The 24,789-nt window shown below is 39.9% G+C and carries 21 protein-coding genes and 1 pseudogene; 12 read left to right on the top strand and 10 right to left on the bottom strand.

The genetic code is table 11. From position 1 onward, the window contains the following. Positions 1-40 precede the first annotated feature (40 nt). The 3 genes and pseudogenes from mrcB to ACZ5WS_RS15340 form a co-directional block, all read left to right on the top strand. Positions 41-2,374: a penicillin-binding protein 1B gene (gene mrcB / locus ACZ5WS_RS15350; RefSeq protein ID WP_036985023.1), complete on the top strand. Its 2,334-nt coding sequence runs from the start codon at positions 41-43 to the stop codon at positions 2,372-2,374. Positions 2,375-2,617: 243 nt separating this feature from the next. Continuing rightward, a complete protein-coding gene (locus tag ACZ5WS_RS15345) occupies positions 2,618-5,638 on the top strand; it encodes a TonB-dependent receptor (protein ID WP_178955351.1) in 3,021 nt (1,006 codons plus the stop codon). A 241-nt stretch (positions 5,639-5,879) separates the two neighbouring features. Continuing rightward, positions 5,880-6,271: pseudogene (locus tag ACZ5WS_RS15340) on the top strand (IS3 family transposase); the annotation flags it as partial. Between the two features lie 60 nt (positions 6,272-6,331). Here ACZ5WS_RS15340 and ACZ5WS_RS15335 read toward each other — a convergent pair. From ACZ5WS_RS15335 to ACZ5WS_RS15315, 5 genes are all read right to left on the bottom strand, one after another. Continuing rightward, the gene (locus ACZ5WS_RS15335; protein ID WP_464709652.1) at positions 6,332-8,173 is read right to left on the bottom strand and encodes a methyl-accepting chemotaxis protein; all 1,842 of its coding nucleotides are present in this window, start codon (positions 8,171-8,173) and stop codon (positions 6,332-6,334) included. A 161-nt stretch (positions 8,174-8,334) separates the two neighbouring features. After that, entirely contained in the window at positions 8,335-9,615 is a 1,281-nt protein-coding gene (gene hemL, locus ACZ5WS_RS15330; RefSeq protein WP_464709651.1) for a glutamate-1-semialdehyde 2,1-aminomutase, read from the bottom strand. Positions 9,616-9,653: 38 nt separating this feature from the next. Further along, positions 9,654-10,670 (bottom strand): aspartate carbamoyltransferase, encoded by a 1,017-nt coding sequence (locus ACZ5WS_RS15325; protein ID WP_054202016.1) that lies wholly within the window; start codon positions 10,668-10,670, stop codon positions 9,654-9,656. 112 nt (positions 10,671-10,782) lie between these two features. After that, entirely contained in the window at positions 10,783-11,217 is a 435-nt protein-coding gene (locus ACZ5WS_RS15320) for a CopD family protein (protein ID WP_010391077.1), read from the bottom strand. A gap of 16 nt (positions 11,218-11,233) precedes the next feature. After that, positions 11,234-12,916, bottom strand: coding sequence for a chloride channel protein (locus ACZ5WS_RS15315; protein WP_464709649.1), 1,683 nt, complete (start codon positions 12,914-12,916; stop codon positions 11,234-11,236). A 238-nt stretch (positions 12,917-13,154) separates the two neighbouring features. Here ACZ5WS_RS15315 and erpA point away from each other — a divergent pair, with 238 nt between their 5' ends. Further along, positions 13,155-13,493, top strand: a complete 339-nt coding sequence (erpA, locus tag ACZ5WS_RS15310; protein ID WP_002958911.1) for an iron-sulfur cluster insertion protein ErpA — start codon at positions 13,155-13,157, stop codon at positions 13,491-13,493. A 57-nt stretch (positions 13,494-13,550) separates the two neighbouring features. Here erpA and ACZ5WS_RS15305 read toward each other — a convergent pair whose 3' ends face one another. Beyond that, entirely contained in the window at positions 13,551-13,739 is a 189-nt protein-coding gene (locus tag ACZ5WS_RS15305) for a hypothetical protein (RefSeq protein ID WP_054202023.1), read from the bottom strand. 365 nt (positions 13,740-14,104) lie between these two features. Here ACZ5WS_RS15305 and ACZ5WS_RS15300 point away from each other — a divergent pair, with 365 nt between their 5' ends. After that, complete coding sequence (locus ACZ5WS_RS15300) at positions 14,105-14,344, top strand: helix-turn-helix domain-containing protein (RefSeq protein WP_008111877.1); 240 nt, start codon at positions 14,105-14,107, stop codon at positions 14,342-14,344. Positions 14,345-14,416: 72 nt separating this feature from the next. Here the strand turns inward: ACZ5WS_RS15300 and ACZ5WS_RS15295 are convergent, their stop codons facing one another. From ACZ5WS_RS15295 to ACZ5WS_RS15280, 4 genes are read right to left on the bottom strand one after another with little or no spacing between them, the layout of a single operon-like run. Beyond that, positions 14,417-15,793: an AmpG family muropeptide MFS transporter gene (locus ACZ5WS_RS15295; RefSeq protein ID WP_464709647.1), complete on the bottom strand. Its 1,377-nt coding sequence runs from the start codon at positions 15,791-15,793 to the stop codon at positions 14,417-14,419. A gap of 51 nt (positions 15,794-15,844) precedes the next feature. Further along, complete coding sequence (locus tag ACZ5WS_RS15290) at positions 15,845-16,465, bottom strand: peptidylprolyl isomerase (protein WP_008111880.1); 621 nt, start codon at positions 16,463-16,465, stop codon at positions 15,845-15,847. Positions 16,466-16,467: 2 nt separating this feature from the next. Beyond that, positions 16,468-17,028, bottom strand: a complete 561-nt coding sequence (locus ACZ5WS_RS15285) for a YajG family lipoprotein (protein ID WP_008111881.1) — start codon at positions 17,026-17,028, stop codon at positions 16,468-16,470. Further along, positions 17,029-18,177 (bottom strand): methyltransferase, encoded by a 1,149-nt coding sequence (locus ACZ5WS_RS15280; RefSeq protein ID WP_193049255.1) that lies wholly within the window; start codon positions 18,175-18,177, stop codon positions 17,029-17,031. Between the two features lie 43 nt (positions 18,178-18,220). Between ACZ5WS_RS15280 and ACZ5WS_RS15275 the strand changes: the two genes are divergently transcribed. From ACZ5WS_RS15275 to ACZ5WS_RS15245, 7 genes are all read left to right on the top strand, one after another. Beyond that, complete coding sequence (locus ACZ5WS_RS15275; RefSeq protein ID WP_138569945.1) at positions 18,221-18,820, top strand: alpha-ketoglutarate-dependent dioxygenase AlkB family protein; 600 nt, start codon at positions 18,221-18,223, stop codon at positions 18,818-18,820. A 69-nt stretch (positions 18,821-18,889) separates the two neighbouring features. After that, positions 18,890-19,201 (top strand): BolA family protein, encoded by a 312-nt coding sequence (locus tag ACZ5WS_RS15270; RefSeq protein WP_010391086.1) that lies wholly within the window; start codon positions 18,890-18,892, stop codon positions 19,199-19,201. Between the two features lie 109 nt (positions 19,202-19,310). Further along, the gene (fabV, locus tag ACZ5WS_RS15265; protein WP_464709645.1) at positions 19,311-20,504 is read left to right on the top strand and encodes an enoyl-ACP reductase FabV; all 1,194 of its coding nucleotides are present in this window, start codon (positions 19,311-19,313) and stop codon (positions 20,502-20,504) included. 354 nt (positions 20,505-20,858) lie between these two features. After that, complete coding sequence (locus ACZ5WS_RS15260; RefSeq protein WP_054202028.1) at positions 20,859-22,202, top strand: Na(+)-translocating NADH-quinone reductase subunit A; 1,344 nt, start codon at positions 20,859-20,861, stop codon at positions 22,200-22,202. A gap of 1 nt (position 22,203) precedes the next feature. Continuing rightward, positions 22,204-23,409 (top strand): NADH:ubiquinone reductase (Na(+)-transporting) subunit B, encoded by a 1,206-nt coding sequence (locus tag ACZ5WS_RS15255; protein WP_008111893.1) that lies wholly within the window; start codon positions 22,204-22,206, stop codon positions 23,407-23,409. Continuing rightward, on the top strand, positions 23,402-24,151 hold the full coding sequence (locus ACZ5WS_RS15250; protein WP_008111895.1) for a Na(+)-translocating NADH-quinone reductase subunit C: 750 nt from the start codon (positions 23,402-23,404) through the stop codon (positions 24,149-24,151). The genes ACZ5WS_RS15255 and ACZ5WS_RS15250 overlap by 8 nt, the downstream gene beginning before the upstream one ends. After that, positions 24,151-24,783 (top strand): NADH:ubiquinone reductase (Na(+)-transporting) subunit D, encoded by a 633-nt coding sequence (locus ACZ5WS_RS15245; protein ID WP_006791491.1) that lies wholly within the window; start codon positions 24,151-24,153, stop codon positions 24,781-24,783. Before ACZ5WS_RS15250 ends, ACZ5WS_RS15245 begins: the two co-directional genes overlap by 1 nt. Positions 24,784-24,789: the final 6 nt, after the last annotated feature.

Raw genomic sequence — 24,789 nt, 5'->3', positions numbered from 1 at the left:
TCCTCGCGTTAAATCAACCTTTGGAATGTATTACACTTAAATGGCTGAAAAAAAGAAAACACCGACCAGTAAACCCTCGACTAAGCGCGCTACTAAGTCATCTAAAACATCAGCGCGAAAAAGTGCTGCAAAAAAAACCGCAAGTTCGGCTAAACGGCCATTTTTAAAAACGTTGTTTTCTATTTTTTGGAAACTGAGTCTGGCGACTTTCATCGCTGTAGCACTTTACTTTATTTATCTTGATGCAAAAATCACCCGCCAATTTGAAGGCAATAAATGGCAACTTCCAGCCCAAGTGTATGCTCGTTCAATGACGTTTTTTCCAGGGCAGTTTTTATCTGAGCAAGAAGTTTTATGGGAGCTTAAACGTTTAAATTACACGGCAGTTAATCGCTTAAGCCGCACAGGGCAATATATTAAAACAGCTAATAGTATTAAGATTTTTCGTCGTGATTTTGAATTTTATGATGGTTTAGAAAATGCTCACGTAATTGAACTACGTTTCTCTGGAGAAAAGGTTGCCAGTATTAAAGATAAATTCGGTCGTCGCTTAAACACTGCCAGATTAGAGCCTGTACAAATAGCCCGTATAGGTAATGACTCAAAACAAGACCGCGAATTTGTGCCATTAGATAAATTTCCTGACATGCTTAAAAATGCTTTGTTAGTGGTCGAAGACCGCGATTTTTATGATCACCATGGGGTATCGGTATTTTCTATTTTACGGGCTTTATATACCAATATTCGCGCAGGAAGAACCGTGCAAGGGGGCAGCACACTGACGCAACAGCTAGCTAAAAATATTTATCTTACCCGTGAACGTTCATTAGTACGTAAAATCAATGAAGCTTTTATTGCGCTTATTCTTGATTATCGTTATTCAAAAGATCAGATTCTTGAAGCCTATTTAAACGAAGTCTACCTAGGTCAGTCTTATAACCAAGGAGTACATGGGATGGGGCTGGCTGCTGAGTTTTACTTTGCAAAACCCGTTGATGAACTTGAGTACGACCAAATTGCTCTGCTGGTGGCCATGGTTAAAGGCCCTTCTTATTATAACCCTAGACGTTATAAAGAACGTGCTATGGAGCGTCGTGACTTAGTGCTGCGTTTAATGGTCGATAACAAACTTATTTCCACTAAAGAGTATCGAGCCTCATTAAAGCGCGCAATTGATATTGCGCCAATGAAAGCCAGCTTACAAAAGTCTTACCCAGGTTACTTAGAGTTGGTTAATCGCGAGTTGAAACAGCTGCTACCTGATCAAGAAGTATTAGATGCAGGAGTGCGCGTATTTACCTACTTTGACTTGCAAAAACAAACCGCAATGGAAGAATCGATTAAGGCCAGTTTACCTTATTTGGAAAGGCGTCCAAATACCAAAGAATTAGAAGCGGCAATGATCTCCGTTAATGTTGAAAAAGCTGGTGTATCAGCGTTAGTGTCTGGACGTGATGTGCGCTATTCAGGGTTTAACCGGGTGCTTGATACCAAGCGCAATATTGGCTCATTAGTTAAACCGGCAGTGTATTTAAGTGCACTGCAGCTTCCTCATTATAATTTAGCGACATTGCTTGATGATTCACCCGTGCAAGTCACCAACGAAGAGGGAAAAGTATGGCAGCCAGAAAACTTTGATCATCAATACCGAGGCGCCGTGCCTCTTTATAAAGCATTCAGCCACAGCATTAATATTCCGGCAGTTAACTTAGGGCTTGATGTTGGGGTTGATAAAGTTGCTAATACACTCAGAGGACTAGGTGCTAAAGGCCATATTAATGAATACCCGTCGCTGCTATTAGGGGCTATTGAAATGTCGAGTTTTGAAGTGGCCCAGCTTTATACCACTATTGCTGCTGATGGCGAATACAGAGAGCTGACGTCTATCTCGGCATTAACTGACTCTGTTGGTAAAGTACTTTATAAGCATAAAGTGAGTAACGAACAACGCTTTGATAAAGATGCCATGTACATGACCAAGTACGCTATGAAGCGAGTAACTAAAGATGGCACCGCTAAGCGCTTAAATTTACATTTTCCGTCGATTCAGTTAGCAGGTAAAACAGGTACCAGTAACGAATTACGCGATAGCTGGTTTGCCGGGTTTGATCAAAATACAGTGACTGTTGCTTGGCTAGGTCGTGACGATAATAAAAGCACTGGTTTGACTGGTAGTGTCGGGGCGCTTGAAACCTATATTCGTTATTTAAAACCGCTAAACCCCCAAGCCATTGCCGATACTCGTCCACCTTCAATTCGGTGGGCATTTGTAAACGAGCAAACGGGGAAGCAAGCACCACCAGGGTGTGGCAAAGTGATTCAATTACCACTTAGGGCCAGTGAGTTTAAACCAAGACCCCAGTGTATTCGCTAGGTAATAAAAATAAAAAAGCCCGAAAGGGCTTTTTTTTATGGATTTCTTTAATAAAGGACTAGTGAAATGTTTTTATTTATTTTTATAGTATAAATATTGTTCACCTGTTGTTAGTTTAAAGGAATGGGTATTTGTTTGTTTTTTGTTAACTTTGTTGGTTTTTTTGTTTGCATTTTTGTTTCATAAGCATATTATAAATATGCCTTTAAGGCATATAATTATAATTTCAAACAGGGATAAATAATGAAATCAATATTTAGGAAAAGTATAACGGCAATTGCCGTATCAGCATCCTTAGGCCTAGCATTACCTGCTGTTGCATCTGATGTAATAGGAACTGTAAATAATATTAATGATAATAGTTCTTACACTGTAAAAGTTAAAAACCCTGCAACTGGTTTAGAGCGAACTCTAAGTATTTCTAGTGAAGGTACCTTTCGCTTTGCCTCTCTGCCTACAGGTAGTTACGAGATACAAATATTAAAAGGCGATGCTGTAGTTGCTGAAGACCGCGTTAGAGTCTCTTTAGGTGCCAATTCAAAAGCTAACTTTGACCTAAACAGTTTCGATTCTTCTGGCCCAGAGGTAATTCAAGTTGTTGGTGCTCGTATTTCATCAATAGATCTTTCAACAGCTGATTCGGGCCTAGTTATTACAGATGCTGAAATTGACAGAATGCCAATTAATCGTGATTTAACATCAGTTGCATTATTAGCACCTGGGGCTGTAAAAGGCGATAGCGCATTTGGAAATACAGCGTCATTTGGTGGTTCTTCTGTTGCTGAAAATGCATGTTATATTAATGGGTTAGAAGTTACTAATACTCGCCAAGGCTTAGGGTGTGGCGAAGTCCCGTTTGAATTCTATGACCAATTTCAAGTTAAAACCGGTGGTTATTCAGCCAAGTTTGGCCGAGCTACTGGTGGTACTATTAATACAACTACAAAAGGCGGTACTAACGAGTGGGAATTTTCTGCTGTAGTTCAGTACCAACCTGATTCTTTGCAAGAAGAGGGCAGCATTTCTCGTGGCAATAATGGAGCAGGTCAAATTTTCAGAGATGAAAGCTATGACTCTGATAACAAGACTGACGTTACACTTGCTGTTGGTGGCCCACTTATTGAAGACACACTTTTTTTCTATGGTTTAATAAACCCGCGTGATACTGAGTCGTCTTATACTTGGGGTGGAGATGAATTTTCACCGAACGATCAGTACCGAGAAGAATCTGCATCTGGCGGAGATAATTTATTCTGGGGTGGTAAACTCGATTGGGATATTAATGAAAACCATCGCTTAAGCTATTTTGCTTATTCAAATCGTCGTGATATTGAGCGTTCTGTTTATGATTACAACAACGGTGTTATAGGCGACCGCAAAGATGGTGCATTACTTAAGCGTGGTGGCGAAGCGCAAAGCTTGAGTTACACAGGTGTACTAACTGAAGATTTAGTTGTCACAGCAATGGCTGGTACAATTGAGACTGAGTATGAAACGCAATCAGAAAACTTAATTTGCCCAAGTATTACAGATTCTCGTGGTACTTCTAATCCAATCACTGGTTGTGGTGCTGGTGGTAGCTTTGGTGCAAATAATGATGAAAATACTCAGTACCGCCTTGATATTGAGTATGTTTGGCAAGACCATCAGATTAGCTTTGGTATCGATTATCAAGAGCGTGAATCTGAGCGTGTGAGTCGTCCTATCGGTGGCCACAGTTATGATTACCGTACACTAGCGGCTAACGGCAGTTTTCAAGCTGATAATGGCGCATTAACAAACAATACTGGTAATGTATTGCAATACGTTGAAGATCGAGTATTTGATGGTGGCGGTAGCTTTAAGTCAGAGCTTACGGCTTATTACATAGAAGATAATTGGCAAGTAACAGATGATTTTGCGGTAACTGTTGGCTTACGTATAGATGAGTTTGATAGTTGGGGCACAACAGATAAGCTACTTACAAGCTTCAAAACGGATGTTGCTCCTCGTTTAGGTTTCACGTGGGATCCAACGAGCACTGGCGACACTAAAGTATATGGTACTTATGGACGTTATTACTTACCTGTTGCAAATAACACTATTTTCCGTGCAGCTTCTGGGGTAAGTGATATTACTACTGCTTACACGTATACGGGTGTTGATGCAACGACAGGAGCACCTACAGGTTTGGCTCCTTTGGCAGATACTCTTGGCTCAGGCGGTTTAGCAAACTCACAACAAGTAAGTGGTGTTCCGGTTATCCCAGAAAAAGATATTTTCCAAGCGCAAGAAGCCGAACCATTTTCAAAAGATGAATATATTTTAGGTGTACAGCAAGCACTAAATGATGAGTACACTGTTGGTATTAAAGGTGTTTATCGTGAAGTTGCTACTGCATTAGATGATTACTGTGGTCGTTATGCTTACCCATATTGTGTGATGATTAATCCTGGTTCATCTTCTAGCTGGTATAGTGATGGTTACTATTGGAATGGTACTGATTGGGGTGATTCAAGCTTTGATAACGACGGTGTTCCAGATGAAGGTTCACTAACGACTTACTCTGCTGACACTATTGGTTTACCTAAGGCTAATAATGAATATACCGCCGTAGAGTTTAACTTAAATTATCAGGCTGATACGATTCGTTACCAGTTTGGTTATACATGGGCACGAAGTGTTGGTAACTTTGAAGGTGCTGTTAAATCCGATATTGGCCAAGCTGATGCGGGTATTACACAAGACTTCGACTTCCCAGCTGTAATGGATGGCTCTCAGGGTTATCAACCTAATGATCGTCGTCATACATTTAAATTCTTTGGTAGTTGGGAGCCAGTTGAAAACTTGACTGTAGGTTGGAATGCAACATTACAAAGTGGTCGTCCTAAAAGTTTATTCGGCCAAGGTTACCCGTCAAAAGATCCAAATCTAAATGGTGGTTGGGGTGATACTTTCTACATTTACACAAATGAGTGTCCTGATACCAATGGTAATGGTGAATGTGAGCAAGAAGAAAAAATCTATGAGAAGCATGACCGTGGTACAAATGGTCGTACACCATGGACATTTAACTTAGATTTATCTGCTGCATATGACTTTACTGTTTCAGATATTGATATGAGAGCATCAATCAATGTGTTCAACATATTAAATAGTCAGTCAGAGGCTTCTTTGAATGAGCATTACGAGCAAAATGAAGGCGAAGTTAATGCTTACCATGACGCTGCTTACTCTTGGCAGACTCCACGTTATGTTCGTATAGGGTTTGAAGCTCGATTCTAAACTTTATATAGCATCACAATAATATAAATAATAAAAAAGCCCGAAAGGGCTTTTTTTATGCGAAAGCTTTTTTTGTCCTGAAATGCATTTACACATTTAGGATCTATTTATGAAGACCATTGAAATTAAGGGCGCTAAGCGTACCCAACGAGATTGTACATTAGGCTTTAAACTATCCGTTGTTAAGTAAGTAGAAAAAGGTGACTTCACACACAAGCAAGCGCAAAGCATATATTAACGGTCATTAGTAACTGATAGTTATAGTCGGAGAATAATGGATTATGAGCTGAGTGATGAAATGAAAGCGCTATATATGACGATTAAGCATAGCGTTTTTAAATGTGACGCGATTCATCATTCAGATAGAGGTTTACAGTGTTGCTCTGAAGTATATCAAGATGAGTTATTTAAAGAGAGAATTAAGCCATCGATGACGGATATAACTGTTATCAAAACACCTGAGTAGAGCGTAGAAACGGGATATTTAAGTAATATTCCTACTGTATAAATGTTATACATGGTAGAGTTAAGCTGCTTGTTGAGGAGTTGATATTCATATAAAATGAAATGCGTTCGTACTTAAGTTTGGGTATGAAAATACCAAATCAAGTGTATAAAAAAACTTGGTACTGACACACCAAGCCCCTCATTAAAACCGTCAAATTATTTCAGGACGGGGCAATTATTAATTTTTTAAGATTTAAAAAATTGCATTGATTTAGTCAGATCATCCGATAGTTGCTGTAATCGCTGAGCATCCTGTAAGGAAGACTGTGCCGAACTAAGCGTATGATTAGCTAGGTTACTCACCTCCTCAGAGTCGCCTAGAGCTTGTGCCGTAGCTTGTGATTGCTCTTTTACTCGCAGGGCTATTTCTTCTCCTTGTTGTTTAATCATATTCATACTGTATTCTGCATCTTGTAACACTTGATTTGTTTGTGTTGCGGCATCAACAGATTGCTCCATTTTTTCTACACTAGAATGCATTTTTTGCTGTGTATCTTCAGATGCTTGTTGCAACGAGCTAATAATTTGATGTATTTCTTGGGTTTGCGTTTGTGTGCGTTTAGCGAGTGTCCTTACTTCATCTGCAACAACTGCAAAACCACGGCCATGATCTCCTGCGCGAGCGGCTTCAATAGCGGCATTAAGTGCTAGCAAGTTGGTTTGCTCGGCTATTTCACTTATCCCTTTGCTTACTTTGCTTATTTCTTGGCTATCTTGGGCAAGCTTATTAAGCGATTGCTGGCTGTGTGTAAATTCAACTTTTAAGTCCTGCATGTATTTAGCCAGCTTCATCGTGTTATCTGCGCCTTGTTTAACATGTTTTGTTGCTTTTTGAGCTGTGAGCATTGCCTTATTAGCTGAGTCCTCAACGCTGTGTGCGCTATGGCTCATATTACTTAGGGCTGAGTTAATAGCATTAACGCGGTTTTGCTGCTTTTCTACATCCTGACTCGTTTGGCTACTTACATGAGATAAGGAGTAGGTTGCATCAGATAGTGAATGTGTGCTGCTTTTAACCTTCTCTAATAGCTGTGTAAAAGCACGTAATAAAGCATTGTACCTTTGGGCAATGATGTCCATTTCATCGTGAGTACTTGAATTGATCTTCGAGTTTAAATCGCCATTGGCTGCTTGCTCTGCACAAAGAGCAAATTGGGTAATAGTATCAACTACAACAAAGTAAAAGCCGACCATAAGATATAAAGCAAATAGCAAACTGATCACAGAGGCCGCTAATACTAAGTTGCGTATCCACAATTGTGAGGCGTATTTTTTTTCAATAAGACTCTCAAGAGTTGGGATACTTTTTTCAACTAGCGTATTAATACTCGTGTTTACATTGTTAGTGAGCTTCGCAAATTCTGCTTTTGTTAAGGCTATGTTGTCAGGTTCGAGTAATTTTTTTTCTATGGCGTTTTTAAATGTATTGATTGCGCTGTGTAATTGTTTTAGTGGCGCAGATAAGGCTTCGCTCACGGTGCTATCAGCATCGGTTGCTACTTTAAGTGTTTTATATAATTGATTTTCATAAAGGGGTAACGATTTATTTAAGTTAGATAGCGCAATAAAGGTTTCAGGAGTAAATCGATTATTATCGATCACAGTGTTTGCACTTCGTGTTAGTAAGTTAATTTGGACAATTAGCGAGGGTAAAGGCAGTACTAATGAGCGGTTAAGGTAGGAGCTTGCAAGCTGGTTATCTAACGCTAAGTTAGATTCAATAGAAATAAACTCGAGTATATCCTGAGTTTTAGTACTATTGATTTGATAGCCTAACGCACGCGCAACTTGTGGATTTTTATCTGTGTTGCCATCTATTTGGTTACTTAAGATGCGATGGTAACCTTTTAAGCCCTGTTGCTGCATTTGCGAAACACTAATACTGTTACCTAGCAAAGACACTAAAAAAAATAAGCTCAGCGCTAATGGTAATAATAAAATTCCAAACACAACACTAATTTTTGTTTTATATTTTAAATTTGCCATGAGTGTGATGGCGGGGGCTGCTAAGTGTCTTAATCCTGACATAGTTTTCTCTTATAATTGATTTAGGCTACATAGACCGTATAAAGTCTAATTATTATTCAAATATAAGCGTTTACAAATAAAAAAAGCCCTTTCGGGCTCTTTTTCAATTTTTTATTATTAATTTGTGTTTTATACGTAATTAATAACGTTATAAAGTGTACTTATAGCTTAGCAAAAGCGCGCTCTGCCGCTTCAATTGTTGCTTGAACTTCTTGCTCTGTGTGCGCAGCACAAACAAAACCAGCTTCAAACGCTGAAGGTGCTAAATAAACTCCTTCTTCAAGCATTAAGTGGAAGAACTTTTTAAAGCGCTCTAAATCACATTCAGTGGCTTGTTGGTAAGTAGTTACTTTTTCTGCATCAGTAAAGAAAAAGCCATACATGCCGCCAGCGTAGTTAGTCGTTAAGGCAATGCCTGCTTTCTTAGCTGCAGCTTCAAAGCCTTCACAAATCGCTTTACTAATAGCTTCTAATTTTTCGTGAACGCCAGGTGCACTTAGTAACTCAAGTGATTTTAAGCCTGCAGCCATAGCAATTGGGTTTCCTGAAAGTGTACCCGCTTGATAAACTGGGCCTACAGGTGCGATGTAATCCATAATTTCTGTTTTACCACCAAACGCGCCTACTGGCATGCCACCACCAATTACTTTACCTAAACAGGTTAAGTCTGGTTTGATGTTGTAGTAAGCCTGAGCGCCACCAAGGGCTACACGAAAACCTGTCATTACTTCGTCAAAAATAAGCACAGATTGGTACTGATCACAGACTTCACGCAGTCCTTCTAAAAAGCCAGGTACTGGTGGGATACAGTTCATGTTACCTGCAACTGGCTCAACAATAATACACGCGATTTCATCGGCGTATTTAGCAAAAATCGCTTTCACTTCTTCAATATTGTTAAACGATACCGTGAGTGTGTGCTTAGCTAAATCTTCAGGAATGCCCGGAGAGTTAGGTACACCCATAGTTAATGCACCAGAGCCGGCTTTTACTAGTAGTGAATCTGCATGGCCGTGGTAACACCCTTCAAATTTTAAAATTTTGTCACGACCAGTAAAGCCACGGGCTAAGCGAATTGCGCTCATTGTTGCTTCTGTACCTGAGCTTACCATACGTACTTTTTCGATTGATGGTACTAGCTCTTTAACTTTTTCAGCCATTAAAATTTCAGCTTCAGTAGGCGCTCCGTAGCTTAAACCATTTTCTACCGCATCATGCACTGCTTGTTTAATTTCAGGGTGATTGTGGCCCATAATCATTGGACCCCAAGAGCCTACATAATCGATATAACGGTTGCCATCAGCATCAAATGTAAACGCGCCCTGTGCTTTAGTAATAAACAGCGGAGTACCACCTACACCATTAAAAGCACGCACTGGTGAATTTACGCCACCAGGAATAGAGTCTTGAGCTCGTTTAAATAAGTCTTGGCTAATTTTCATGAAAAATCCTATTGTTTTATCACTTTAAAAATAAGAGCTTAGCTATCGCGTTTGCGGCTAAACCAAGGAACGTCTACTTCATACTGCTCAACTTTGTTTTCTACGCCGAGGGTTAAAGCAAACAGTGCCATACGAATAAGAACGCCATTTTGTACTTGGCGGAATATTGCTAGATTGTCGTTAGCATTTAAGTCGTTATCAAGTTCGTTTGCCTCTAAACGGCTATCGCGAGGAAGCGGGTGCATTAATACTGAATTAGGTTTGCAATGGCTATTGTAAATAGACTGGCTAATTCTAAATCCACCACGGTACTTGTTGGCTTCCTCTTGCGACGGAAAACGCTCTTCTTGAATGCGTGTTTGATAAACGATATCGGCTGCTAAGTTACCTTCCATTTTATCAACCAGTTCAATTTTATGTCCTGCATTTTCAACGACAGATAAAATTGAGTCAGGCATTTGCAAGCCATTAGGGGCAACCATTGAAAAGCGAATGTTTTTGTAATGACATAATAGCTTTGATAGCGAGTGAACGGTTCGGCCATATTTTAAATCGCCGACTAGCGCAATGTGCATACCATCAATATTTTGATCGAAGCGGTTAAGCTCTCGCTCAATGGTTAATAAATCAAGCAGCGCTTGAGTAGGGTGCTCATTGGGTCCATCGCCACCATTTATTACTGGTACGCTGCAACCTGTTGCAAATTCAGCTACCGAACCTGAGTCTGGATGGCGCATTGCAACCGCATCAGCATAGGCTGAAATAACACGTGCGGTATCATATAGTGACTCGCCCTTAGCAAGCGCAGAGCTTTGCATACCGGTGGTTTCACGAACCAGTCCACCGAGTAAGTTAAACGCAGTGCCAAAACTAACACGAGTACGCGTACTAGGTTCAAAAAATAGATTCGCTAAAATAGCGCCTTCAAGCACATTGGTACGCTTTTGTTTTTTTGCGTATGGCTCCATTTTTTTTGCTACAGCAAATATGCGTTCAATACAGTCTCGATCGAGTTGATTAACAGAGAGTATATTTTCACCTTGGAAACTGAACATGGGGTTATTCCTAGTTATTCAAAAAGGCGCGATAATCCATAAAGGAGCACGCAATCGCGCGTATTATACAAACTTAGTTTGCGACTTGGCAGTGTAATTTATAATCCTGTATTTAAAAGCTTGGCTTAATAATGGCTAAAGCAACTATAACGAGTAACGCTAAAACAGGTAGCTCGTTGAAAATTCGGTAAAACCGATCGCTTTTTGTATTTCTATCGTGTTTAAAATCAGCTAATAATTTGAAACAGTAGCCATGATAAATATATAAAATGATTACCAGCACTAGTTTATAATGCAGCCACATACTGTAACGAAACCATTCGCGGCCGTATTCAACAATAGTTAATACGCCAAACACTGCGGTAAGCACAGCAAAGGGGGTAACAAAATAAAGCAGCCGACGTTCCATTACTTTTAGCATTGAGTTACACGATTTTTCTTCACTCATAGCGTGATAAACAAAAAGTCGAGGAAGGTAAAAAATACCGGCAAACCAAGCAATCATAAAAAATACGTGCAAGGTTTTGTAAATTAATAATGCGCTCATACTGTTCTCATTATTGTTAAAGTAAACTGTTACGTATGGTTAGAATATGATGGATTTGATCCCACCTTAGTAATCCCATAATTTGTTGATTATCTAATAAGTTATATACATAAAGTGCACCACTGCGTTTATCATTTAAAATTTCAAAGGCATCTGCAAGAGTGGCCTGGCTGCTGATACCTTGTAAGCTAATGTACTTTATATTGACCGCCTGATCAGACATTAAACTTAAGTCATATTCGGCTAGGCGATAACCATTTTCCTCGTCAAACACAATTAACGGTGTTTGGCTGTCCATGGCATCTAGACTGTTTTTTATTTGCTCTTTATCATCGGAGTAGAGCAATTTAAAGTCTTCATCCATGTCATCCATCACCCCTACTTTTTGTAATGCCTCAGTGGCCGGAGATACATGGTAAGGTAATCCCTGAAAGTCTAATTGCTGTAAAAATATAGAGCGGTTACCAAATACCTGCAAAGCTGTAACGTAGGCGGTGGTAATGACGATCATCGCCGGTACAATAATTTCCGGTGAAGAGGTCAGCTCCATCACGGTGGTCAGTGCTGCTAAGGGGGAGTGCAACGTTGCCGCCAGTAAGCCTGCCATGCCAAGCACGCCATAAGTGCCTGCTATGTCAGTCCCAGGGCTAATAAACTGGGCAAAAAATGCCATTAAAGTGCCGGTTAAAACGCCAAGCCCAATAACGGGACCAATTAACCCACCAGGGATACCTAAGCCAATAGCAAACAAAGTGGCTAATAACTTGGCAATTAAAATAGTGGTGAGTAGTTGAATATTTTCAGGTGACTCTACCGCAATAGTTATCGCACTCATACCCGAGCCCATTGCTTGTGGAACTGCGTAAGCAATTAAGCTGGCAATACACCCTGCAATTATTAAACGTGGAAACATACTTAATGGTTTAAAGGTTTTAATGATCAGCATTAAGTTTTGGTTAAAAGCATAAGCCACCGCGCCCAGCCCCATGCCGCACAAAATTAAATAGGGGTAATGCCATCCACTTAAGGGGGCAATGCTTATTAGCGCAAGTTCTGAGCCTTCACCAAATACAAATTGAGTGGCTAATGCACCGGTAACGGCTGCGAGCATTATCGGCACAAAAATATGCACTTTGTATTCTCTGAGCACCACTTCCATTACAAAAATAACCGCAGCAAGCGGGGTATTGAACGACGCAGCAATTCCCGCGGCAACGCCACAACCACTGAGGGTACGCATAGCGTTGTGAGGTAAGTGTAATTTATTTGCTAATATGCTTGCCCCTGCTGCTCCCATGTGAACTGATGGGCCTTCCCGGCCAACAGAAAAACCACTGATCAGTGCCAGCGCACCACCAACAAACTGATTAACCGTGTTATACAGTGGCATTTGCCCGTAATGGCGCTTAATTCTGTGTATTACAAAAGGAATACCTAAGCGGTAATGTTTAAAACCAGTGAAAGCGGCAAATGTAGCTATTAATAACGCTGCCACTAAGGGCATTAATACCCGTTCTAAAGTGGGTAGAGTGGTAAAATCGTCAGGGGTTTCTAGAAATAAGCTTTGAAAAAATAAAATGGTTAAGCGGAACAGTATAATAAAAAATGCAGCAATTAATCCGGCACTTACGCCTAATAAGCATAATTGTACGGATGTTTTTGGTTTTGCTAATCGACGTCTCAGTCGCTCAAGCCACATGCTTTATTTCCCCGTAGCATTTTTAGGCGCCAAGTTTATCAAAATAGTCTAGGGAAGTCCTTGAGATTTTTAACAACAGATTAATTTAAATTTAATTTATACTGCTCCTATTCACAGAGTGAGCTAAACAAGCCATGTTAGCATTGGAGCGTGAAAGCATAGATTAACTATACTTGATTAAAATACTCAGGTATTAGATAATCTCGTGCATTAGTATTAAGGTATTGAGGGTTATAAGATGTCTGAAGAATTACCCATTAAGTTTAGCGACGCAGCCGCTGTGCGTGTTAAACAGTTAATCGACGAAGAAGAAAACCCAGATCTAAAACTGCGTGTTTATGTCACAGGCGGTGGGTGTTCAGGTTTTCAATACGGTTTTACTTTTGATGAAAAAGCAAACCCGGGCGATTTAGAAATTGTTAAAAACGGGGTTACCTTAGTCATTGACCCTATGAGTATCCAGTATTTAGTTGATGGTGAAGTTGACTACACCGAAGGATTAGAAGGGGCACGCTTTTTTGTCTCTAATCCTAATGCCACCACGACATGTGGCTGTGGCGCTAGTTTTAGCGTATAAAAATATCGTTATTCAAAAAAACCGCTTAATCAGCGGTTTTTTTATGTGTTTAAAAAATCATAACTCAGTTGGGCTGTACTCTGTTATTTGCATCATTAACACAAAAAAGCCAAGCACAAACGCAGAGAAGACTAAAATATAGATAAAGCCTTTTTTACCCTGCTTTAATGGAATAGCATAATGGCGTAAAAAAAAGTACCAACCTAAGCACAAAATAATAGGTAGTAAAAAGAGTAGTCTAAACATGATTTAACCTCTTTAAGTTAGGGTCAATAGACCTTAATAATAAACAGCTTATATTTAAATGAAACAAAAAAGTTATAAAATATTTAACCTTATTCAGACTTAGTAAATATTTGTTGTTAGACTTTAATCGCAGAATTACTAATTAATCATTCAGATCAACGGTGAATGGTATATAATGTATCCAAGAATGAGACGGGCAAGGTTTCATTTTTACAATAATAAAGAGTTAATACATATTTGAGAATCTTTTTTGTTTAAATTGTAAGCGTTTACACTGTGTCTTAGTTAGTCTCAGTGGGCTTACAATGTTGACGGCATTGAGCACTTTGCAATATGTATAGTTAAACAACGAGTAGGAGTTGTATATGATGGGTAAAACCGTATCTTCGGAAGAAAATGCAAAGCTAACAAAGTGGCTTAAAACTAAGCGCCATGAAAAAGGCTACACAATGCGCAGCTTAGCGCAAATATTGGGTACGCCACATTCTTTTATAGGCAAAATAGAAAACCAAGAACGTCGCTTAGATGTGATTGAGTTTGTTCGCTATTGCAATGCATTAGAAGTTGACCCGTATGAAGCATTAAGCTTAATTAAAGCTGATTAACGCTTTTAGGCTGTAATCGTAAAGTTAAATCTAACGTCTACAGCTAATACTAATGCAGGGATGCATTAGGTATTACCTATTATGATAATTTTGCTCTAATGCATATAGTTTGTGCCTAATTAGATATAAAAATATCAATGAAGGTAAAACCATAAGTGCTGTTAAAACAAAAAATAATGACCAATTTCCCATCAGCCAATCATCAATAACTACGCCACTATAACTCGATAATAATGTCCGCCCTAAGTTACCCAATGATGCCAGTAGCGCATAATGAGTGGCGCTAAATGCTCTGTCACACAGCATAGATATAAAAGCAACCATCGCCACTAAAGACCAAGCTTGGGTAAAGCCATCAACTACAATTGCCATTGCATATAAGTGTTCCTGCGGTCCTGCTAAGGCAATCCAAGAAAACATTAAGTTAGATGCAGCCATGGCGATGCCACTTATAAATAGGCCTTTTACTATGCCATATTTGTGGTTAAAAATACTGCCTAAAAAGGCAAATACGATAGTGATTAAACCCGTGCCTAGCTTGGAGTAATTTGCTATTTGGGTATTACTAAAGCCCACTTCCTTATAAAATACAATCGACATTCGTGCTAAAAATGCTTCACCAATTTTAAATAAGAAAATAAACGCCAGCAGTGCTAGTGCAGTTTTAACCCCATTTTTAGCAAAAAAGGTTTTAAATGGGTCAACCACGGTGACACCCAGCCATGCGAGTATTTTCGTTAGTGGTGTTTGTTTGCTTGCCGCAAGCTTTTCAAGATAAACACGCTCTAGCTCGGCATGAACAGCTTCACGGTTTGATTTTGGTTCTTTAGCCCAAAACACACAGCTAATTAATAACAGCATAATGGCAGATAAAAAATAATAGACCTGCGGCCAGTCTATGTTTGGCATATCAGCCATATAAAAGGGCACAGCCCCTAATAAAGCATAACCTGTCCACCAACCTGATGTAGCCATTGCGGCGGCTGCGGTGGCTTTGTGAGATTCATTTTCACTAAGAGTGTCTATTCGAAAAGCATCTATAGCAATATCTTGCGTTGCAGAGGCTATGGCGATCAGCAAGCAAAGTGCGGCGGCAATCGCTAGGTTTGCTTTTAGATCAAGCCCTGCAAGTAGTAACGTGCCAAGCAAAATAAAGCTTTGGCAAAACAAGATCCAACTGCGGCGCTGACCAAGCCAGTTGTACAAAAAGGGCAGTTTAGTGCGATCTATTAAAGGCGACCATAAAAAATTGATACTGTAGGCACCAAACACAATGCCAAATAAGCCTATCATGCTGCGACTCAAACCTTCATCTTTAAGCCAAGCCGACATTACCGAGCCAATTAACACCCACGGAAAACCACTGCTCATTCCAAATATAAAAACATTAATTAAACGTTTATCTTTAAAATAAGAAAAATATTCGCGAACAGAAAGTGTGCTATTCATAGGGGCTCATTGGCTAATAGAAAGAGCAGCCAAAGCTGCTCTGATAAAAAGTTATAAAGGAACTTGTTCAAGCACCTTGATATTTAATATAACAACCGGTTTTTCAGGGACAAAGTTGTAGCCAATTTTGTCATTAAAACCCGTTTTTACAGCCATGATTTTATCGAGCGTCTCATAACCTTCCATAACACTGCCAAACACGGCAAATCCCCAATCACGTCCAGGGTTTAAATGGTCATTGTCATCCATATTAAAAAAGAACTGACGCGTTCCTGAGTGTGGTTCTCGATCTTGATAGGCCATAGCAATGCTATACATATCGTTAGTTAAGCCGTTACCGCTTTCATTAAAAATAGGGTCGTTTTCATGCAGGCCATCGTAATCTTTATCATAACCACCGCCTTGAATTACAAAATCACGATCATTTTCTACATCGCGTTCTACACGGTGAAACACACTGCCTTGATAGCTTTTATCAGACACATAAGTCAAAAAGTTATTGACCGTAATAGGGGCTCTTGAGCGGTCTAGCTCAACCACAATACTGCCCAACGATGTCACAATTTCTACTCGAGGGAAAATATTATCTTTTTGCACAAAGCGGCCTTCTTGTGCCGCTAAACTATTTACGCTAAAAAATAAGCTTACGCAGATTAAAAAAAGTTGCTTCATTATTAACCTTCTAAAAATGCAATTAATTCAGGGTCAGATACAATGCGGGTAATTAACTGCTCAGTCAACTTATTGAGCTGACCTTCAATTTTTGCCCTATCATGACCAAGTGGTCCAGATAAATTAGCATTACCGCTATAACGCTTACTGAAATTACTTGTAGGGCGAATCACTCGTACTTCAAATTCAATCTTGGCATCACTGGTATGGCTCATTAGCTTTTCTGTAACCACAGCTTGCAGTGCATGAATATCTAACTCAAAGCGCAATTGCGCTAAATTAGAAATGCTAGCGCCATTGCGACTAAGCGCACTGTCTAGCGCACTTTTAACTGACTCAGTAATACCCGTGCTGGCAATGGTTTTTGTTTTGCTTGATTCAATAAGCTTTAAGGTTGCACTGTCACCACGTAAATCAATCACGCTGGTGTTTAAGCTGTTATTGATTGAGCTTATTTGTCCACTTTTATACACAGGGTTGAGAATAAGCTGATTAGGCTGATTGGCACATCCCGAAAAAACCACTAAAGTACAACAGCTCAATAATATCTTTATGAGTTTCATTTATAACGTTCCACTATTTTTAGTTGCGCTGAGTACCACAAACTTTTTATTAGAGCCTAATAAAGTACAGTTACCAAACATACGGTTTAGTTTGTCATGATAATCTAAATGACGATTGCCAATAATACGCAGCTCGCCACCTTCTTTTAATGTGTCTTTTGCTTGTTTAAACATTTGCCACGCGATGTGGTCGGTAACCGCTTGTGCTTGGTGAAATGGCGGATTACACAATACAATATCGGCACTTTCACGTTCAAAGTCGGTTAAACAATCATTCTCTATAAAGGTACATTGTTCAAACTTGTCTTCCATGTTTAATTCAATGTTGAGTCGAGCTGATTCAACCGCCATATACGACTCATCAACAAAGCTAATATGAGCATTAGGACAGCGCGCTAATGTCATTAAACCAACCACGCCATTACCACAGCCTAAATCAATAATATTTTTGACTTTATTTGTTTGCGGCAAGTAATTGAAAAAGAAACGTGCGCCAATATCAAGTGAATCACGCGAAAACACATTGGCATGATTACTTATTGTAAAATCAGTGCCTTCAAGTGGCCAGCTGACTGGGAAATCTGCGCCTTTATAACCGCCAGCGGCTTGGCTAATAATTAAACGTGATTTTTTTACTGCAAGACTTGTTTTCGTCTCACCAATAAAGTTTTCAAATGCTTTAATAGTAGAGTTATGCACGTCTTTAGTTTTTGCAGCACCAATAACTGGCGTATCTGGCGCGAGCACCTCGCTTAATTCAGATAGCTGATATTGTAAAAAAGCCAACGTGCGTGGTACTTTTACCAACACTAGGTCTACTTGCTCAGGCAGAGCCGATAAACTATCAAGCTGGCTAAACGCAGTCGTCGCGATTTTGTTTTCCGCTAAGTTATAAGCAGCCGCCTGATGGCTAATATATGAGTCGTTTACTGAACAAACTGTTAATTGTTGCTTGCTAAAGTAACAGCTAAGTGCACCAAAGCTGTCGTTTAAGATCAGTAACGAGCGACAATCAGGGTAGTGTTCATTAACATAGTCAATAAGGTATTCGTCTGCTGAATCCCACGCTTGTAAGCTGCGGTTTTTTTGATCCAAAGGAAAGCGTTCAAGAGTAAAAGTGTTATCGCCGAGCGTAGCTTGCGTAGTCATAATAGTTTAATGATCGGTAATCAAATGATAGGTAAATTCTAACATGCAACCGCCAAACGCCAACCCCCAACTGTTACCAAATGGCTTTTCTTATCAAAGTAAGGTACTTAGCGCACAAAAAAGCCTCGATTTATTTTATTATTTGCAGCAAAACCTAAATTGGCAACAGCCAAACATTACAGTGTTTGGTAAAACGGGGCCAATACCTAGGCTACAATGTTTTATCAGCGAAGAAAATCTTGAGTACGGTTATTCTGGGCATAAACTCGACTTAGAGCCTTGGCCAGACGTATTACTTGCCATGCGAACACGTTTAGAAAATCACCTACAGCAACCATTTAACTCAATTTTGGTTAATTATTATCGGGATGGCCACGATTGTATGGGTTGGCATAGCGATGACGAGGCTGAGCTAGGGCCTGAGCCTACCATAGCGTGTGTGTCGCTTGGTGCAGAGCGGTTATTTAAACTTAAACACAAAGTAAGCAACAGCATTACTAACATCAAATTACAAAGTGGTAGTTGTTTAATAATGAGCGGGCAGAGTCAACAAAATTATCAACATGCGTTGCCTAAACAAACAACACTTAAACACCCGCGGATCAGTTTAACGTTTCGCTATATTAATAATGGTTTCAGTTAAATAGCATTAGCCATGGTGTAGCCGCAGTTGTTATAGTAACCATATAACTGAATTTTGAGGATGGTTTTTATGTCAATGCAACAACAAATACGTGACAAGCTAGCAAATGCTATTGCGTGTAAGCATTTAAATGTTATTAACGAAAGCCATATGCACAGTGCGGGGACTGAATCTCACTTTAAAGTGATTGTAGTCAGTGAAGAATTCGCTGGTAAGCGATTATTGCAGCGTCATCGTGAAATTAATGAAATTTTAAAAGATGAGCTGGCAAATCATATTCATGCGCTTGCTATGCACACTTATACTCCTGAGGAATTTACAGAGCACGACGGTGAAGCCCCGCAGTCACCTAATTGCATGGGCGGCTCAAAAGTTGGATAACAGGTAGCTAGAAGGTGGTTTGAGCAGTGCGTAACTGATCAGATCAGTTTTTTTTGTTTTAGCCTTTAAACTAGCGCTAATTTTTATTGTAAAAGATATAGGATGATCAATGGTCATTAAGCCTAAAATTCGCGGATTTATCTGCACCAATGCACACCCAGTTGGCTGTGCAGAGCATGTTCAAGAACAAATTAATTACGTAAAGCAACAAGGGGCATTAAAAAATGCGCCTAAAAATGTATTAGTTATTGGTGCGTCTACAGGTTATGGCTTTGCATCTCGTATTACCGCTGCATTTGGTGGTGGCGCTAAAACATTAGGTGTGTTCTTTGAAAAAGAAGGCACTGAACGTAAAACAGGCTCTGCGGGGTGGTATAACACGGCGGCATTTCAAGCAGCCGCTGAAGCTGAAGGCTTATGGTCTAAAAATATTAATGGTGATGCGTTTTCTAACGAAATCAAACAAAAAACAATCGACACCATTAAAGCTGAATTAGGTAAAGTTGACTGTATTATTTACAGCTTAGCATCACCTCGTCGTACTGATCCAAATACAGGGGAAGTGTTTTCTTCAACACTTAAGCCAATTGGTAATGCGGTAACGACTAAAAACTTGAATACGTCAAAGCGTGAAATTGATGAAGTAACTGTTGAAGCAGCAAACCAAGACGATATCGACAACACCATTAAAGTAATGGGTGGCGAAGACTGGGAAATGTGGATTGACGCCCTTAAAGACGCTGATGTACTAGCAGATAACTTTAAAACAACGGCTTACACATACATTGGTAAAGAACTAACTTGGCCAATATATGGACATGCAACCATAGGTAAGGCAAAAGAAGACCTAGACCGTGCCACTGCAGCTATTAAAGCCGCTACCCAAGATTTAAATGGCGAAGCTTACGTTTCTTCACTTAATGCGGTTGTTACCCAAGCAAGCTCGGCAATCCCAATAATGCCGCTTTACATTTCGGCACTATTTAAAGTGATGAAGGCTGATGGCACTTACGAGGGCACAATTGAGCAAATTCATGCGTTATTTAATGAAAACCTATACGGTGATTCACCACGTTTTGATGAGGGCGGACATTTATTCCAAAACTACAAAGAGCTGGAAGATGACGTTCAAGCACGTGTTCAAACTATTTGGGATAGTGTAGACACAAGTTCAATTGATGAGTTAACGGATTACGTGGGCTACCATAATGAGTTTTTACGCTTGTTTGGTTTTGGCATTGATACGGTTGATTACGAGCAAGATGTTAATCCTATTGCGCCAATTGCAAATATGATTGATTAATCTGTCGCTAGTAATCCGATTTTGAAAAAGTCGCCTAGTGCGACTTTTTTGTTTTTTTAGCCTTGATTTGAAAAAAATTTTGCTATTTGTTGGTTTATTTACCACTTTGGTCTAGCTTGTATTTTATTAATTATGAATTACAAAACTAAATAAACGTTTCTCTCGTATAATTTTCATAAATACACTCGCATAGTCAGTCACAATAATGTTAAAATCAAAGCAATATGTGAGGAGTTTTACTGCGCTGCTTGTTTGGTATCTATAGCGAGTCATTTTATAGCTTGCAATAATACAAATAGCGGCGTGGTTGGTACGATTTTTCAGTTTCTTTCCGTTAATGTAGTGCAAGTGCGTATGATCAATATAAAAAAAGGTCTGGATTTACCCTTAGAGGGCGCACCTCAGCAAGTTATTCATGATGGTTCTGCCGTCAAACGTGTAGCTGTGCTAGGTGAAGAGTTTATCGGTATGCGTCCAACCATGCATGTTCGTGTGGATGACCAAGTCAAAAAAGGCCAGGTACTTTTTGAAGATAAAAAGAACCCAGGCGTATTATTTACTGCACCAGCTTCTGGTACAGTAAAAGAAATTAATCGCGGTGCTAAACGTGTTCTGCAATCTGTTGTTATTGAAGTAAACGGCAGTGAGCAAATCACCTTTGGTTCTTTCTCGGAAACTGAGCTTAACAGCTTAGACCGTGAAAAAGCTAAAGAAGTACTAGTTCAATCGGGTCAATGGACAGCACTTCGTGCTCGCCCATTTAGTAAAATAGCGGCATTGGATGCAAATCCTAGCTCTATTTTTGTGACAGCTATCGATACCAATCCACTTGCTGCAGATCCTGCAGTAGTTATTGCTGAAAATGCGAAAGCGTTTGAAGCAGGTTTGGCTGTTGTGTCACGTTTAACCGATGGCAAAGTATTTGTTTGTAAGCAAGCAGGCAGTCAAGTTCCTAGTTCACCTATTGCTCAAGTAGAAGTACATGAGTTTGGTGGCGTGCACCCAGCTGGCCTTGTTGGCACACATATCCATCACCTTGACCCAGTATCTGCTAGTAAGCAAGTTTGGCACATTGGTTACCAAGACGTTATTGCGTATGGTCACCTTTTCCTTACTGGTGAAATTTACACAGACCGTGTGATTTCGCTTGCAGGTCCGCGTGTTAAGAATCCTCGTTTAGTGAAAACACAATTAGGTGCTTCATTAGATGACTTAGTAGCAGGTGAATTAGAAGACGGTGATAACCGTGTTATTTCTGGTTCTGTACTTGCAGGTGCTACGTCGTCTGGTGTTCATGCATTCTTAGGCCGTTACCACGTTCAAGTATCTGTATTACTTGAAGGTCGCGAAAAAGAATTGTTTGGCTGGATTGCACCAGGTAGTGATAAATTCTCTGTAACGCGTACATTCTTGTCTCACCTTACACCGAGTCGTTTATTTAAAATGACAACGTCTACGGGCGGTTCAAAACGTGCCATGGTTCCACTTGGAAGCTATGAGCGTGTTATGCCACTTGATATTTTGCCAACGCTTTTATTACGTGACTTATTGTCTCGTGATTTAGACAGTGCAATTTCATTAGGTGCGCTTGAATTAGATGAAGAAGATTTAGCGTTATGCACCTTCGTTTGTCCTGGCAAATACGAGTACGGCGCAGCCCTACGCGATTGCTTAACTACGATCGAGAAGGAAGGCTAAAATGGGCTTAAAAACTTTCTTAGAAGATATCGAACCACATTTTGAACCAGGTGGTAAACATGAGAAATGGTACGCGCTGTATGAAGCTGCTGCGACTATTTTTTACACGCCAGGTTACGTAAACAAAGGTTCAACTCACGTTCGTGATAACATCGACCTAAAACGCATGATGATTTTAGTGTGGATGGCGACGTTCCCTGCCATGTTCTTTGGTATGTTCAATATTGGCCATCAAGCTGCAATTGCACTTGGTAATGGCTTTGAGCTAGCGAATATTTGGCAAGTAGGTTTATTCCAGTTACTTGGCGGTGAATTAACCGTTGATGCAGGCTGGGGGGCGAAAATGTTCTACGGAGCCTGTTTCTTCCTACCTATTTATGCAACTACCTTTATTGTCGGTGGTTTCTGGGAAGTGTTATTTGCTTCTGTGCGTAAGCATGAAGTTAATGAAGGTTTCTTCGTAACTTCTGTATTGTTTGCATTAATTCTGCCTGCAACGATTCCTTTATGGCAAGTTGCGCTAGGTATTACTTTTGGTGTAGTTATAGCAAAAGAAATATTTGGTGGTACAGGCCGTAACTTCTTAAACCCTGCGCTTGCTGGTCGTGCGTTTTTATTCTTCGCATACCCTGCACAAATTTCAGGTGACACAGTATGGACTGCCGTAGATTCATTCTCTGGCGCGACTATGCTTGGTCAAGCGTTTGCTGGTACGTTAAATTACGCGACTGATATTGAGCTTTGGTGGAATGCGTTTTACGGATTCATTCAAGGTTCTATGGGCGAAACGTCTACACTAGCTGTACTTATTGGTGGTTTATTCCTAATCTACGTGCGCATCGCGTCTTGGCGTATCGTGCTAGGTGTATTCCTAGGTATGGTAGTAACCTCATCAATACTGAACACCATTGGTTCTGAAACCAATGCGATGTTTGCTATGCCTTGGTACTGGCACATGGTATTGGGTGGTTTTGCATTCGGTATGTTCTTTATGGCAACTGACCCTGTATCTGCTGCATTTACTGATAAAGGTAAATTAGCATACGGTGCGCTTATTGGTTTTATGGTTATCATGATCCGTGTTGTTAACCCTGCATACCCAGAGGGCATCATGCTAGCAATCTTATTTGCTAACTTGTTTGCACCTTTATTCGATCACTTTGTAGTGCAAGCTAATATCAAGCGGAGGTTGGCACGTAATGTCTAGTAATAACGAATCAATTGGCAAAACGCTAGCTGTTGTTGTCTCATTATGTTTAGTGTGTGCAGTTATTGTATCGCTAACATCTGTACAACTACGCCCTCTGCAAAAAGCAAATAAAGCAAAAGATATTCAAAGCAATATCTTAGCTGCTGCTGGTATTGGCAAAGTTGATAACGTTGCCGAAACGTTTGATGCTAAAATCGAAACTCGCTTTGTTGATATGCAAAGTGGTGAGTTTGCTGAGCCGGTAGAAGATTTTGACTTTGAAAAAAGCAAATACGATGCTGATTTAAGTAAATCTTTAAAAGAGAATGGTATTAAAGACATCGCCGGTATTCAACGTATTACCAAGCGTGCGCCTGTTTATATCTCTAAAAAAGACGATGGCTCTACTGATGCAATCATCCTTCCTATTCAGGGTTATGGTTTATGGGGTTTAATGTACGGTTTTATCTCGCTTGAAAGCGATGGCGAAACTATTAAAGACATCATTTTCTACAAACATAACGAAACACCTGGTCTAGGTGGTGAAATTCAAAACCCACAGTGGACTGCAACGTGGGAAGGTAAAGAGTTACCAATCCAAATCGTTAAAGGGACTGCAGCCGGTGATGAGCATAAGATCGATGGTCTTTCAGGTGCTACATTAACGTCTAATGGTGTTGACCATGCAGTTGATTTTTGGACTGGCGAAAATGGCTTTGGCCCTTTCCTTGCGAAAGTACGTAAAGGAGCATTGAACTAATGGCTGATACTAAAGAAATGAAGGCGGTCCTATTTGGTCCAGTTTTCGCTAACAACCCAATCGCATTACAAGTACTTGGTATTTGTTCTGCGCTAGCGGTAACGTCTAGCTTAAAAAATGCATTAATCATGTCAATTGCATTGACCTTGGTAACTGCATTCTCTAGCCTTTTTATCTCGACTATTCGTAACCATATCCCATCATCAGTACGTATCATCGTACAGATGACGATTATTGCATCATTAGTAATCGTGGTTGACCAAGTACTACAAGCTTTCTCTTACGCTACGGCAAAAGAGTTATCAGTATTCGTTGGTCTAATCATTACTAACTGTATCGTAATGGGTCGTGCTGAAGCTTATGCAATGAAGTCGCCGCCATTAATGTCTTTCCTTGATGGTATTGGTAATGGCTTAGGTTACTCTGTAGTGTTACTTACTGTTGGCTTTATTCGTGAGTTATTCGGTAAAGGTTCACTATTCGGTGTTGATATTATTCCATTAGTACAAAATGGTGGTTGGTACCAACCTATGGGTCTATTGATCTTACCACCGAGTGCATTCTTCATCATTGGTTTATTCATTTGGGTACTTCGTACTTATAAGAAAGACCAAGTAGAAGCTAAAGCGTAAGGGGCG

The sequence above is a fragment of the Pseudoalteromonas sp. 11L1 genome (assembly GCF_055397545.1).
Note: the sequence above shows the minus strand (reverse complement) of the source record. Positions and strands in the feature narration are given on the sequence as shown.